We start from the raw sequence: 15232 nt of genomic DNA, 5'->3' as shown, positions 1-15232 counted from the left end.
TATGCTGGTTGGAATTGTATAACAATAAACCATAAGTTTATAAGTGATGTGAGTTGAGAAGGAAGTAAATTTATAATACCAAAAATTACTGATTATGAAAACTTTACTCAACATCCGAACCTGGTTATTGCTAATGATAGCCTTGTTGTTTATTTCCTGCGCATCGCAATATTCCAATAGAGGAACATCCAGTGATAGGACCGGGACAAACGGAGCTACAAACGGTACAGGAAAACCGCCAAGAACATCAGCACACAATATGAGATATTAATTTTGACGTGTGTTAAAATTTAAATTTAGATAAAGAAGCATCCGAAAGGGTGCTTTTTTATTGGTTGGGTTTTGTTACCTTTGAGAGGACGAAAAGGATCAGTTCCCTAATTTAAATGAAATTACAATGAAACAAACTACCAATGCCATACTGATGATTCGTCCTGTTGCTTTCCGAATGAATGAGCAGACAGCCGTAAATAATTATTACCAAAAAGTCCTTGACGGGCTTTCACCCGAAACCGTAAATGCCAAAGCCCAGCAGGAATTTGACACTTTTGTGGCCAAATTGCGAAAGGCTGGTGTCAACGTTACGGTGATTGAAGATACCTTAGAACCAAGCACGCCTGACAGCCTTTTCCCTAACAACTGGATTTCGTTTCACGAAAATGGCGATGTGGTTTTGTATCCAATGTTTGCCGAAAACCGACGCTCCGAAAGAAGGGAAGACATCCTTGATGTTTTGGAGGGCGATGGTTTTGTCATCAAGGAAATCATGGATTATACCCAGGCAGAAGATGATGGGGTTTTCCTGGAAGGAACCGGAAGTTTGGTATTGGACCGTGAAAACGGCAAAGCCTATTGTGCGCTTTCGCCAAGGGCAGAGGAAGAAATCATGATAGAATTTTGTGAGGATTTCGAATTTACACCAGTTATTTTTGAGGCATTCCATACTGTGAACGGCAAACGCGAACTGATTTACCATACCAATGTCATGATGACCTTAGGTGATACTTTTGCGGTGATTTGTGCCGACTGCATCGATGACAAAAAAGAACGCAAAATGGTGCTCGACAGCCTTCGTGGTGATGATAAGGAAGTCATTTTGATTACTGAAGAACAACTGGATAATTTTGCCGGGAACATGCTTGAGGTTAAAGGCAAAAAAGACGAACGATTTTTGGTAATGAGTGAATCAGCATACAAATGCCTGACCAAAAAACAAATCTCGCAATTGGAAGCCCATGTTGAAATAATACATTCAAGCCTGGATACCATTGAAGCCTGTGGTGGCGGAAGCGCGCGCTGCATGATGGCTGAGATTTTCCTCCCGAAAGAATAATCAATTTTGCAACAACAATAAGAAAGCCCAAATTCAATCCTGAATCTGGGCTTAATTTATAATTTAAAATTCAAAATTTAGAATAGTTTATATCCCTCTGATAATGCTCAAAACCGAGCTGATGATGTATTGAATCCCAATGGCAATGGTCAGGAATCCAACAATCCTCGAAATGGCTACGATTCCGGAAGCTCCAAGATACTTTGCTAAATAATGGGCACTTCTTAAAATGATAAAAATCAGTAGGCTGACAACAGCAATTGCCAAAGAGGACGAAATAATATCATTGGTCGAATGATGTTCCTGGTAAAAGGCAATCAACAGCGAAATAGAACCCGGACCTGCAAGCATTGGCATCGCCAAAGGCGTAAGCGCAATGTCGTTGCGCCTTTCAATATCTTCCTGTACTTTTTTGTTGATTCCCTTATTCTTGCTGAAATTCCCATTCAATAAACCAAATCCCGAACTTGCAATTATGATTCCACCTGCAATTCGAAGCGCGGTTATGGTAATTCCAAAAAACTCCAAAACATACTGCCCAACAAAAAAGGAAATAATTAAAATGACGAAAACATTAAAGCCTGTCCAGAGCGCAACCCTCGAGCGCTCCTTTTTGGTGTAATCCTGCGTCAATCCTACAAAAATAGGTACAGTTCCAATGGGATTCAGAACTGAAAATAACGCTGCAAATAGAAAAATAAAAAGATCCATAGTTTTTTGGCAAAGATAAATCCGCAGGTTTGCTTTTAGTATTAAATAGAAGTTAAATAAACCTTCGGGTTTATAAAGTTAGCATTATCTTTGTTAAGAAGAAAGAAAAGCTATGAAAAATAAGAAAACTTTGGTGCTTGGAGCAACGCCAAGACCCGATAAATATGCCAATATTGCCATCAATCGGTTAGTAGACAAAGGCCATTCGGTCATTGCAATCGGCAAGCAGCAGGGAGAAGCTGCCGGAATAAAAATCAATACCAAACAAATTCCGCTAACCAATATTGATACGGTGACTTTGTATCTGAATCCTGCAAATCAAAGGGATTATTACAACTACATTATCGAAACCAAGCCCAAACGCGTCATCTTCAATCCGGGAACCGAAAACCCACAGTTTTACCAATTGCTACAAAGCAACGGAATACAGGTAGAGGTTGCCTGTACTTTGGTTTTATTGGCTACCAATCAGTATTAATACCTCGTGTTTTCAGTAGCGGGTTTGCTGATGATTAGTAATCCAATAAACGTAATCAATCCGTTTACGATAATTAGCTCGTTGTCAAAAACATAATCCCCAAATAGCTCCGTAGAATACTTGCTTATAAAGAAGCAGATTGCTGGAGAAACCACGCAAATAAAAGGAACGAGTTTGTCGTGTACTGTTTTTGATTTCATAAATAAGCCAAAAGCATACAACCCTAAAAGCGGTCCATAGGTATAGGACGCAATCTTGAAAATCATCTTCACTACCGAAGCATCGTTGACCGAATTAAAAATCACAATCACCAAAAACATCAGGAACGAAAACGCAATGTGAACCATATGCCTGGTGCGGACAATATTGGGTTTGTTCTGGTTTTCGGTTTTGTCCATTCCAAGGAAATCAACGCAAAACGAAGTGGTTAAAGCGGTCAAAGCCGAATCGGTTGTGGCAAATGTTGCTGCGGTCAATCCCAATAAGAATACCACAGCAGGAACAATTCCTAATGATTTCAGCGCAATTTCGGGGAACAAAAAGTCGGTTCTCGCCACACCATCAACCATTGGAACTGCAATCCCATTTTTCTCGGAAAACATATATAATAAGGCTCCAACGCTTAAAAAGAAAATATTGATCAAGACAAAAATCCCTGTAAAGGTGAACATGTTTTTCTGGGCTTCGCCAATGTTTTTACAGCTGAGGTTTTTCTGCATCAAATCCTGATCGAGCCCAACCATAGCAATGGTTACGAAGATTCCGCCTAAAATTTGTTTCCAAAAATAGTTTCCTTTCAGGTAATCCTCAAAGAAGAAAACTTTCGAATAATTACTTTCCTTCACGGTTTCAAATGCCTGGAAAAATGATAAATCCAGACTGTCACAAATGAAATAGATGGTTAAAAATACCGATGAAACAAGAAAGAATGTCTGCAGCGTATCGGTAATGATGATGGTTTTCAAACCGCCACGATAGGTGTAGGCAAAGATCAATCCCAATGAAATCAACACCGTAAGTGCAAACGGCACATGGAACGCATCAAAAACATAACGCTGCAATACAATTACCACCAAATACAATCGAAACGCCGAGCCAATCGTTCGGCTGATTAGGAAAATGGTGGCCGCAGTTTTATAACTTACCAAACCAAGACGCTGTTCGATATAACCATAAATTGAAGTCAGGTTCATACGGTAATACAACGGAAGCAGGACTTTGGCAATGATCAAAAAACCAATCGCATTTCCCAGCACAAACTGGAAATACTTGAACTGCAGGTCGGGATTCCCAACCTCGCCAGGAACCGAAATAAAAGTCACGCCGGAGAGCGCAGTTCCTATCATCCCGAAGGCAACCAAATACCATTTGGAGTTTTTATTGGCTTTGAAAAAAGTGTCGTTATCCGAGCTTTTTTTACTGACCAGATTTGAAATCAGTATCAATAAGCCGAAATAAATAACGATGATGATTAGGATGGTGGTTGGCGACATACATTAGGTTTTACAGTTAGCCAAAATACTAAAAAATGTGAATGTGTTTGTTGCGTCGTTTGCGAATTTGTGAAGAAAGCAATGTTAATAACAGCACCGAATGTTAACTTTCTAAAAAGCTATTGTCCAACCAGCTATTTTGCTATTTTTGCCCCATGGAATTTTCTTCAAAATTGCTTGAAAAGGCTGTAAATGAGATGGCACAGTTGCCCGGAATCGGAAAGCGTACGGCTTTGCGCCTGGTGCTGCATTTGCTGAAACAGCCTTCAGAACAGACCCAATTTTTATCACAGGCACTGACAACGATGCGCGATGAGATAAAATTTTGCGCGAATTGTCACAATATTTCCGATGTCGACGTGTGTGAAATCTGCAATAATCCTAAGAGAAATCACAAAATTATCTGCGTTGTAGAAGATGTCCGCGATGTAATGGCGATAGAAAACACCAATCAGTTTAAGGGGATTTACCATGTTTTGGGAGGAAAAATTTCCCCAATTGACGGCATTGGGCCAAGCCAACTGAACATCGTTTCGTTGGTCGAAAAAGTGAAATCGGGTGAAACGGAAGAATTGATTTTTGCGCTGAGCTCAACAATGGAAGGCGATACCACGAATTTCTACATCTTCAGGCAGATCAAGGACTTCAATATAAAAACATCAACCATCGCGCGTGGAATTGCCGTTGGTGACGAATTGGAATATGCCGATGAAGTGACTTTGGGACGAAGCATTTTAAATAGGATTCCATTTGAAAACACCTTAAAAAACATATAGCAAATACTTTTTTGTAATTAGAATTGAAAAACTATCTTTGTTTGCTAAATTTTTATTTAAAATAATGAACCAATCCAAAATATATTTATTACTTCTTTTTAGCGTTCTATTGACATCCTGCATACCAAGCAAGGATTTGATTTATCTGCAAAAGAAGGATGATTCCAATGCACAACCTGTTGAACAGGTAAATCAAAAACCCTATCGACTCCAGACCAACGACATCTTAAGCATTTCCATAAAAGCCATTGACCCAAAGTTAGTTGAGGTATTCCGTAGCGACGGAGTAGGAACTCAGGGAAATTCGGAACAGGGAACTTATTTTAACGGGAATTCGGTGGATGACCATGGAAACATAAGGCTGCCAATTCTTGGTGAAATCAATGTGCTTGGTTTTACCACAGAGGATGTGCGTATTAAAATTGAGAAACAACTTAACGAAAAATACTTTAAGAGCGAAGCCGGTATTTTTGTTACAGTAAAATTGGCAGGTTTTCGATACACTATTAACGGCGAAGTTGGAAGTACAGGAACCAAAACGCTTTACCAGGACAAGGTAAATATTATGGAAGCCATTGCCAATGCTGGAGATATTACCGTTACCGGAGATAGAAAAGATGTAAAAATCATCAGAAGGTATCCTCAGGGAAGTGAAACGTTCAGCATCGATTTAACCGACAGCAAGGCAACAAGTTCACCTGTTTTTTATCTTCAGCCGAATGATTACATCTATGTGAAGCCATTAAAACAAAAAACCTGGGGAACAGGAAAAACAGGGATAGAATCTTTGTCAACCATTATTACATTGCTTTCTTTGGCAACAACAACCTATTTGTTACTTAAAAACTAATCCCATTTTTCATGTTAGACGTAAAAGATTTTACTTTTTTTGATAAACAGAATAGCTTTGACTTTAAGGGGTTTTTGATTAAAACCATAAGTTATTGGAAATGGTTTGCGGTTGGATTGATTATCGCTTTTTCTATAGCACATCAGGTAAATGTCAGAAAGCAGAAGATTTATGGCGTTGAAACCACTATCGCCGTTCAGGAGGAAAACAATCCTTTTTTTACTTCCAATACCAGTTTGGTCTTCAATTGGGGTGGAACATCCGACAAGGTCCAGATGATCTCAACCACGCTTAAATCGAGGTCGCACAACGAATTGGTAGTTGATAAGTTACAGTTTTACATTGACTATTTTAAGCAAACCAAATATTTCCTTAAGGATGTTTATGGTGAGATTCCGTTTAAGGTTACGGTAGACAAAACCCAGCCTCAGTTGTTGGATCAGTTTGTCAAGGTAAAGATGGTTTCTAAAGATTCGTACCAGTTAACCGTTGCATTACCGTCAAACAGGGTTGAGGTAATCCGATATGTTGATGCCAAGAAATCCTTCATCAATGTTGAGGAAAGGGAATTCAAAAAGATTTATAAGATTGGCGAACCTGTGAACCTGCCTTTCCTTCACTGGACAGTAAATTCGGTTCCTTCGTATACTGGTGAAAACGCAAATGAGGAAATTTTGGTGCGTTGTGATAATTTTGATTCAACCGTTACAGCCTGTATGGGAATCAATGTTGTAATTGATGAAAAAGCAGGTTCTATCCTAAAACTGGGAATCCAGGGCAACAATAAAAACCGAATGGTCGATTTTTTGAATACTACTGTTGAAATCTTAATCAGGAGACAACTTGAGAATAAAAACAAATTTGCCGAAAACACCATCAATTTCATTGACGAAACTTTAGGTTCGATGGAAAAACAGCTGAAGGATTCAGGTGATGAGTTAAAGGATTTCGGTAAAAATAACAACATACTTGATATTGAAGCAGGAGGCCAAAGCTACAAGGCACAATTATTACAGTACGACGAGGAAAAGGATCAGGTGGAACGAAAAATTTCCTATCTGAATACCTTAAAGAATTATTTGAAAAACAGTGTAGATTTTTCAAAACTTCCTGCGCCAACAGTAGCCGGAATAGAAGAACCTAACATCAATACCAACGTTTCCAAATTGATTGCGCTTTCCATCGAAAGATCGGAGTTGTCATATTCCATCAAAGGCGATGTGTATTATGAAAGAATCGACAACGAAATTTCTTCGGTGAAAAAAGTGTTGCTTGAAAATGCCAATTCGTATAAAAATGCTTTGATGTACGACCTGAACCTGGCCAACCAAAAAATTGGAAAAGTGGAAGGCGAAATCAGCAAGCTTCCTGAAAACAAACAGGAATGGTTAAAGCTTTCGAGAAAATATAATCTTAGTGACAATATCTATAACACCTTCCTTCAAAAAAGAAGCGAAGCTTCGATTGTAAAGGCAGCCAACCTTCCGGATATTGTATTCATTGATCCTGCGAAAGATGTTGGTGGTGGATTATTGGGGCCAAAAACGAGCGTGAATTATGTCCTGGCTTTCTTTATGGGACTCATCATTCCATTGATTTTGGTATTCTTTATATTCTTCATCAGCAACTCGGTCCAGAACATCGAAGATATTTCGGCGCAGACACAACTTCCATTAATTGGTATCGTTGGGGTTAAACATTCCGAAAGCAATCTATCGGTATTTGAACGGCCTAAATCGGCACTTTCAGAGTCTTTCAGGGCAATTCGTTCGTCACTGCAGTTCCTGTATAAAAAACAAAGTGTTGATGGTGCAAAAACACTGATGCTTACGTCTTCGGTCAGCGGTGAAGGAAAAACTTTCTGTTCGCTGAACATCGCTACGGTATTTGCCCTGAGCGAAAAGAAAACCATCATATTGGGTCTCGATTTAAGAAAGCCAAAAATCTTTGATGATTTCAATATCCAGAACGAACTTGGAGCTGTCAATTATCTGATAGGGGAACGAAAACTGGAAGATGTGATTCAAAAAACGCACATTCCTTTCCTTGATGTAATTACATCGGGGCCAATTCCACCAAACCCTTCCGAGTTGATCCTTGGGGATTCGATGAAGGAAATGATTAATGAACTAAAGAAAACTTACGATTACATTGTTCTAGATACACCACCAGTTGGATTGGTGTCTGATGCATTGGAATTGTCGCAATATTGTGATGTTACCTTATATGTGGTGCGCCAGAATTTTACCAAAAAGGAAATGTTGACCCTGCTTAACAACCGAACCAAAAGAGGAGAGCTTAACAACGTGAGCATCATCTTTAACGGTTATGAAAACAAAGCGAAATACGGTGTTGGATATGGCTATGGCTACGGCTATGGCTATAGTTATGGTTATGGTTACGGAAGTGGTTACCACGAAGAGGAAGAGCCAAAAGAATTCTTTGCAAAATGGAGGTATCGTTTGTTAAAAAAGATGGGTAAATGATAGGGAATAAAACAGCTGTATTGATTACTGGAGGTGCCGGATTTATAGGTACTAACCTGTGTGAATATTTTTTGTCGAAAGGATATTTCGTTATTTGTTTTGACAATTTTTCTACAGGCTTCAGGCATAATATCACTGATTTTCTAAACAACGGGAATTTCAAATTAATCGAAGGCGACATCCGAAATCTTGAAGAATGCCGAAAGGCCGTAATCAATGTTGATTATGTACTGCATCAGGCAGCTTTGGGTTCAGTGCCCCGTTCTATAAAAGACCCGGTTACGAGTAACGATGTAAATGTTTCCGGTTTTTTAAACATGCTGATTGCATCAAAGGATGCCGGAGTGAAACGTTTTATTTATGCAGCGAGTTCATCGACCTATGGCGATTCCGAAAGCCTTCCAAAGGTTGAAGACAAAATTGGGAAACCGCTTTCACCTTATGCCATCACCAAATATGTAAACGAATTGTATGCTGATATTTTCAGCAATACGTATGGTTTGGAAACAATCGGGTTGCGTTATTTCAATGTTTTTGGAAGAAAACAGGACCCGAATGGAGCGTATGCGGCAGTGATTCCAAAATTTGTGATGCAGCTGATGCAGCACGAAAGCCCTGTTATCAATGGCGATGGGAATTATTCAAGGGATTTTACCTATATAGATAATGTGATTCAAATGAATGAGCTGGCGATGCTGACCCAAAACCCGGAAGCGGTTAATACGGTTTACAATACCGCTTATGGAGACCGGACTACGCTTAATGAAATGGTGGGTTCGTTAAAGGAATACCTTTCGGAATTTGATTCAGAAATTTCGAATGTAAAGGTGGTGCACGGACCCAACAGGGCAGGAGATATCCCGCATTCGTTGGCAAGTATTGACAAAGCAAAAAAATTATTAAACTATACTCCTCAATATTCCTTTCAGGATGGTTTGAAAGAAGCCGTGAAATGGTATTGGGACAATTTAAAATAGAATATTTAGCATGAAAATTAAAAACATTTGTTGTATTGGTGCAGGATATGTTGGTGGGCCAACGATGGCGGTCATAGCTCAGAAATGCCCGGACATTAAAGTTACAGTAGTCGATTTGAATGAAGCCCGCATCGCGGCGTGGAATGATAAGGATGTTAATAACATTCCGATATACGAGCCTGGACTAAACGAAATCGTAGGCAATGTCCGTGGGAAGAATTTGTTCTTTACTACCGAAGTTGACAACGCCATAGATGAAGCAGATTTGATTTTTATATCGGTAAATACGCCTACCAAAACTTATGGTACAGGTAAAGGAATGGCTGCCGATTTAAAGCACATCGAACTTTGCGCAAGGCAGATTGCAAGGGTTGCCAAGAACAACAAAATCATTGTTGAAAAATCAACATTGCCGGTTCGGACTGCTGAAGCAATAAAAAGCATATTGGACAATACCGGAAATGGGGTCCAGTTTCAAATACTTTCCAATCCTGAATTCCTTGCGGAAGGAACAGCAGTGGCCGATTTGTTAAGCCCTGACAGGGTTTTGATTGGTGGGGAATCTTCTCCCGAAGGGCAAAATGCCATTAAGGCCTTGGTTGATGTTTATGCAAATTGGGTTCCGAAAGAGAGGATTTTAACCACAAATGTCTGGTCATCTGAATTGTCAAAATTAGTCGCCAATGCATTTTTGGCACAAAGGGTTTCTTCTATAAATGCCATTTCCGAATTGTGTGAAAAAACAGAGGCAAATGTCAATGAAGTAGCTAAGGCAATTGGTATGGATAGTAGGATTGGGCCAAAATTCCTAAAAGCTTCGGTTGGATTTGGAGGTTCTTGTTTCCAAAAAGACATCCTGAACCTGGTATACATTTCAAAGGCATTCGGATTAAACGAAGTTGCCGATTATTGGGAACAGGTCATCATCATGAACGACCACCAAAAGCGTCGTTTCTCCAAAAATATTGTACAGACACTTTACAACACCGTTTCGGGGAAGAAAATCACTTTCCTGGGTTGGGCATTCAAAAAAGATACTAATGATACCAGGGAATCAGCTGCAATTTATGTTGCCGATGATTTAATCAACGAGCAGGCGAAAATTGCTTTGTTTGACCCAAAGGTTGGACAGGAGCAGGTGCTTTCAGATTTGAATTACCTTGACAGCAGAAAACCAGCCGAAAACGAAAAACATATTTCATCATTTGACAATGCTTATGATGCGTGTAAAAATGCTCACGCGATTGCAGTATTGACCGAATGGGATGAATTTAGGGATTATGACTGGCAGAAAATATACGACAGCATGTTAAAACCTGCTTTTGTTTTTGACGGAAGGAATCTGTTAGATGGAGATAAATTGAAGTCTATTGGATTTGTTTACCAATCTATCGGAGTTTAATTAAATAAGTATATTTGCATCCCTTTTTAGATAATAAGTTAAAGAAATCTCATGAACATTAAAATAGCAGTTATTGGATTAGGATATGTAGGATTACCGCTGGCACGATTATTTGCAACCAAATATCCTGTGGTCGGTTTTGATATCAATCAGAACAGGATTCAGGAATTGAATGCCGGGAATGATTCTACCTTAGAAATAGATGAAGCTACTTTGAAAAGTGTTTTGGTAAGCTCAAGCAGCAATTCCAATGGACTGTTCTGCAGCAGTACCTTAGAGGATATCCGCGATTGCAATTATTATGTGGTAACGGTTCCAACACCGGTTGACAAAAATAACCGTCCCGATCTGACTCCGTTGTACAAGTCTAGTGAAACTGTTGGGAAAGTATTGAAAAAAGGAGATATCGTAATTTATGAGTCTACAGTTTATCCTGGTGTAACTGAGGAAGAATGCATTCCTGTTCTTGAAAAAGTAAGCGGATTGAAATTCAATATCGATTTCTTTGCGGGTTATTCACCGGAAAGAATCAATCCGGGAGACAAGGAACACACCGTAGAGAAAATCCTAAAAGTAACTTCGGGTTCAACACCTGAAATCGGCCAGAAAGTAAACGATTTATACAAATCGGTTATCACAGCCGGAACGCATTTGGCACCATCGATAAAGGTTGCCGAAGCAGCAAAAGTGATTGAGAATTCCCAGCGTGATATCAACATTGCTTTCGTAAACGAATTGGCCAAGATTTTCAATTTATTGGAAATCGATACGCATGCCGTTTTGGAAGCAGCGGGAACAAAATGGAACTTTCTGCCATTCAAACCAGGGTTGGTTGGAGGGCACTGCATTGGGGTAGACCCTTATTATCTGGCACAAAAAGCACAGGAAAAAGGATACCATCCTGAAATCATTTTGGCCGGAAGGCGTTTGAATGACAGCATGGGCGAATATGTTGCGTCACAGGTTGTGAAACTAATGATCAAGAAAGGCGTAACAATCAATGGAGCCAAATTATTGATGTTGGGAATTACCTTTAAGGAAAACTGTCCTGATGTTAGGAATACCAAAATAGTCGATGTGGTTCATGCTTTGGCGGATTACGGAATCCAGGTGACGATTTTTGATCCTTGGGCAAAACCTTCAGAAGTAGAGCACGAATATAAATTGATTACCAGCACTGAATTGCCTTCGGACACTTTTGACGCCATCGTTTTAGGCGTGGCACACAAGGAATTTACAACTATCGATTTATCCAAATTGAAAAAATCAAACGGAGTACTGTTTGATGTAAAAGGAGTTTTAACCGAAACAGCTGACGGAAGATTATAATAATATGAAGAAGATTTTAATTACAGGCGGAGCAGGATTTATTGGTTCTCATGTGGTGAGACGATTTGTAACAAAATATCCAAATTACCAGATTTTTAACCTGGATGCACTGACGTATGCGGGCAATCTTGAAAATATTGCCGATATCGACCAGTCTCCAAACTATACTTTTGTAAAGGGAGATATCGTTGATGCCGATTTTATCAATGATTTATTTCAGAAACATCAGTTTGACGGCGTATTGCATTTGGCTGCGGAATCGCATGTAGACCGTTCCATCACCGATCCTTTGGCGTTTGTGAAAACGAATGTCATTGGAACCATGAATCTGTTGAATGCGGCTAAAACGATTTGGAAGGACAATTTTGAAGGCAAGCGTTTTTATCACATTTCTACCGATGAGGTTTATGGAAGTTTAGGCGCAGAAGGGCTGTTTACTGAAACGACTCCTTATGACCCGAATTCCCCATATTCGGCTTCTAAAGCCAGCTCAGACCATTTTGTAAGGGCGTATGGCGAAACCTATGGGTTGCCTTATGTGATTACGAATTGCTCAAATAACTATGGGCCAAATCATTTCCCTGAGAAATTGGTTCCCTTATTCATCCACAATATCATCAATAATAAAGCATTGCCGGTTTATGGTGATGGAAAATATACGCGTGACTGGTTGTTTGTAATTGACCACGCCATCGCTATTGATTTGGTTTTCCATGAAGGGAAAAATCATGAGACCTATAATATTGGAGGTTTTAACGAATGGCAGAATATTGATTTGGTAAAACTGCTTTGCCGTCAGATGGATGTTAAATTGGGAAGGCCTGAAGGCGAATCCGAAAAGTTGATTACCTATGTAAAAGACAGGCCGGGACACGATTTGCGTTATGCCATCGATGCTTCAAAAATCAATAAAGAACTAGGCTGGAAACCTTCCGTTACTTTTGAGCAGGGATTGGAAAAAACAATCGATTGGTATCTGTCAAATGAAGAGTGGCTTAAAAGCGTAACTTCAGGAGAATACCAGGCTTACTACGAAAAGCAATATCATTAAGAAATATTCCCATTTCGAATAAATTAAAATATACGTCAGATGACGTATATTTTTTTTGCACTAATCTTAAGAAATTTGAATGTTGGCAATTTCAGATAGGAATTATTCTAAAATCTTTATTTTGTTAACTTAAATTTAACAATTTATCAACACGCAAACGTTTTCGTTCGAATGCTTAGGCTTTTGTCGTTGTTTAACAATATTATTATTTAATACTTTTATACTCCCAAGTCTGCTTCAAACGTAACATGCCCTGTGTTTATGTTTTTACATTGTACCGTTTTACAGTGTATCTATTAAAGTTTTTTAATTCAATTTTTAATTTTTTAATTATGAAAAAACAATTACAGAAAGCACTAAGCTGTTTATTTTATTTGTTCCTGCTGTCTTTTTCTGCAGACGCTGTTGCCCAGAATATTTTTGGTGGCGAGCCTGTTCAGGTTGTAGGGACAATGAATGGTTTTAATACAGGTTCTGCTGCAAATTCAATTTTCAGAAGAGTATCTGTAGCTACAGGCAATCCTACTGACGGAAGAGGACAATGGACAAAAACCTATAATGCGCAGGCATCAGGTGGTGATGTCCTTAACAGCAACATGCCTGGCGGTGGTGGTGGCGGATTCCTGTTTATTTCAGGGCCAAGCGGAAACCGCTTCCAAAACAAATGGGCTTTTAGCGGAGTAGGGCAAGGAGGCTTAAACTCAATCAATACCAATCTAACCTATAATTCAGGTAACGATATGGGGTTGAATATGGGTACAACAGGCCGTTATACTTTTGTATTTAATGATGCAGGCTATACAGCAACTAATGCTAAATTTTATGTAGGCTATACAGCCAATGACCCAATAACGGTTTCAAGAACCAGCCAATCTTACACAGGAACCCAGCCTGTGATTTCTATTACAAGTAGTGCCGCTCCTTCAACCGGAGAAAATATCTATGTGCGTTACCGCGTTGGAACCAATGACTTTACCGCCAGTACATCGGTAGTTCAGGCTACAGGTTCGGGAACATCATGGACAGCTACATTGCCTTCGCAAAGCTGTGGAACCACGCTTTATTATTTTGTGTATACAAGCACACGTACCTTATCTCAAATAAATGCCGATTCAGAAACAGATCGTTCACTTGCGGTATTGCGTTATGATGATAGTTTTGGAGCAAATTTCTCAACAACATTGCCGGCGGCTATAACTTATTATGAAGATGCGGACAATGATGGTTTTGGAAACCCAAGTGTAACGCAGTTGAGCTGTACAGGTGTCCCTTCGGGATATGTTACCAACAATTCCGATTGTAATGATGGTGTAACTTATTATACAGATGCAGATGGTGACGGATTTGGAGTTTTGCCTAAATTACCTTGTGGAACTGTTACTAATAGTACTGATTGCAATGATGCAATAACCTATTATACGGATGCTGATGGAGACGGATTTGGCGCTTTGCCTAAACTAGCCTGCGGTACTATTACCAACAATACCGATTGTAATGATAACCAGATTCAATATCAGGATTTGGATAGTGACGGATTTGGTTCAAATGTTCAGGTTGCCTGTGGTGTTACCAACGCTTCTGACTGTAATGATAATCAATTGCAATATTTAGATGCCGACGGTGATGGATTTGGTTCACTTACGTTGGTTGCTTGTGGTTTAACAAACCATACTGATTGTAATGATAACCAATGGCAATATACCGATGCGGATGGTGATACTTTTGGTGCTTTACCATTAGTGCCATGCGGTGTTACCAATGCTTCTGACTGTAATGATAATCAGATTCAGTATTTAGATGCTGATGGTGATGGATTTGGTTCGCTTACACAGGTTGCCTGTGGTATAACCGATCATTCCGATTGTAATGATAATCAATGGCAATATAGCGATGCCGATGGCGATACTTTTGGAGCTTTACCATTAGTTGCCTGCGGTGTTACCAACGCGTCTGACTGTAACGATAATCAGATTCTGTATCTGGATGCAGATGGAGATGGATTCGGATCGAATACGCAGGTTGCCTGTGGTATAGCCGATCATTCAGATTGTAATGATAATCAATGGCAATATTCAGATGCTGATGGCGATACTTTTGGAGCTTTACCATTAGTAGCTTGTGGGGTTACCAACGTTTCTGACTGCGATGATACACAATTAGAATATTTAGATGCCGATGGCGATGGTTTCGGTTCAACTACACAGGTTGCCTGTGGAGTTTTGAATAATATAGATTGCAATGACAACCAATTGCAATATACCGATAACGATGGTGACGGATTTGGAACAACACCTGTAGTAGCTTGCGGAGTTCTTAATGCTTCCGACTGCGACGATACCCAATTAG

12 protein-coding genes and 1 pseudogene are annotated in these 15232 nt (G+C 39.5%); 11 read left to right on the top strand and 2 right to left on the bottom strand.

The genetic code is table 11. From position 1 onward, the window contains the following. Positions 1-94 precede the first annotated feature (94 nt). A complete protein-coding gene (locus L1S31_RS11315) occupies positions 95-271 on the top strand; it encodes a hypothetical protein (protein WP_236464851.1) in 177 nt (58 codons plus the stop codon). Between the two features lie 126 nt (positions 272-397). After that, positions 398-1333: a citrulline utilization hydrolase CtlX gene (gene ctlX, locus L1S31_RS11310; protein ID WP_236464850.1), complete on the top strand. Its 936-nt coding sequence runs from the start codon at positions 398-400 to the stop codon at positions 1331-1333. Positions 1334-1420: 87 nt separating this feature from the next. Here the strand turns inward: ctlX and L1S31_RS11305 are convergent, their stop codons facing one another. Then, on the bottom strand, positions 1421-2044 hold the full coding sequence (locus tag L1S31_RS11305) for a MarC family NAAT transporter (RefSeq protein ID WP_236464849.1): 624 nt from the start codon (positions 2042-2044) through the stop codon (positions 1421-1423). A 112-nt stretch (positions 2045-2156) separates the two neighbouring features. On the opposite strand from L1S31_RS11305, the gene L1S31_RS11300 reads away from it, so the two are divergent. Next, positions 2157-2522: a CoA-binding protein gene (locus tag L1S31_RS11300; RefSeq protein ID WP_236464848.1), complete on the top strand. Its 366-nt coding sequence runs from the start codon at positions 2157-2159 to the stop codon at positions 2520-2522. Here the strand turns inward: L1S31_RS11300 and L1S31_RS11295 are convergent. Further along, positions 2519-4015, bottom strand: coding sequence for a sodium:solute symporter (locus tag L1S31_RS11295; protein ID WP_236464847.1), 1497 nt, complete (start codon positions 4013-4015; stop codon positions 2519-2521). The two genes, L1S31_RS11300 and L1S31_RS11295, sit on opposite strands and share 4 nt — an antisense overlap. Positions 4016-4170: 155 nt before the next feature. Between L1S31_RS11295 and recR the strand changes: the two genes are divergently transcribed. The 8 genes and pseudogenes from recR to L1S31_RS11255 all read left to right on the top strand — a co-directional run. Next, complete coding sequence (gene recR, locus L1S31_RS11290) at positions 4171-4791, top strand: recombination mediator RecR (RefSeq protein ID WP_236464846.1); 621 nt, start codon at positions 4171-4173, stop codon at positions 4789-4791. Positions 4792-4855: 64 nt separating this feature from the next. Next, on the top strand, positions 4856-5641 hold the full coding sequence (locus L1S31_RS11285) for a polysaccharide biosynthesis/export family protein (RefSeq protein WP_236464845.1): 786 nt from the start codon (positions 4856-4858) through the stop codon (positions 5639-5641). An 11-nt stretch (positions 5642-5652) separates the two neighbouring features. Beyond that, positions 5653-8127, top strand: coding sequence for a polysaccharide biosynthesis tyrosine autokinase (locus tag L1S31_RS11280; RefSeq protein ID WP_236464844.1), 2475 nt, complete (start codon positions 5653-5655; stop codon positions 8125-8127). Then, positions 8124-9104 (top strand): SDR family oxidoreductase, encoded by a 981-nt coding sequence (locus L1S31_RS11275; RefSeq protein ID WP_236464843.1) that lies wholly within the window; start codon positions 8124-8126, stop codon positions 9102-9104. Before L1S31_RS11280 ends, L1S31_RS11275 begins: the two co-directional genes overlap by 4 nt. A gap of 10 nt (positions 9105-9114) precedes the next feature. Then, positions 9115-10506: a UDP-glucose 6-dehydrogenase gene (locus L1S31_RS11270; protein ID WP_236464842.1), complete on the top strand. Its 1392-nt coding sequence runs from the start codon at positions 9115-9117 to the stop codon at positions 10504-10506. 51 nt (positions 10507-10557) lie between these two features. Further along, positions 10558-11835 carry a nucleotide sugar dehydrogenase gene (locus L1S31_RS11265; RefSeq protein ID WP_236464841.1) on the top strand — a complete coding sequence of 426 codons (1278 nt, stop codon included), beginning with the start codon at positions 10558-10560 and terminating at the stop codon, positions 11833-11835. Positions 11836-11839: 4 nt separating this feature from the next. Continuing rightward, on the top strand, positions 11840-12886 hold the full coding sequence (gene rfbB, locus L1S31_RS11260) for a dTDP-glucose 4,6-dehydratase (RefSeq protein ID WP_236464840.1): 1047 nt from the start codon (positions 11840-11842) through the stop codon (positions 12884-12886). A gap of 332 nt (positions 12887-13218) precedes the next feature. Next, positions 13219-15232 (top strand): annotated as a pseudogene (locus L1S31_RS11255) (hypothetical protein); the annotation flags it as partial.

This window comes from Flavobacterium wongokense (assembly GCF_021608265.1).
Lineage (GTDB): Bacteria > Bacteroidota > Bacteroidia > Flavobacteriales > Flavobacteriaceae > Flavobacterium > Flavobacterium wongokense.
The sequence above is the reverse complement of the archived record's forward strand: the minus strand, read 5'-3'. Positions and strand labels throughout refer to the sequence as shown.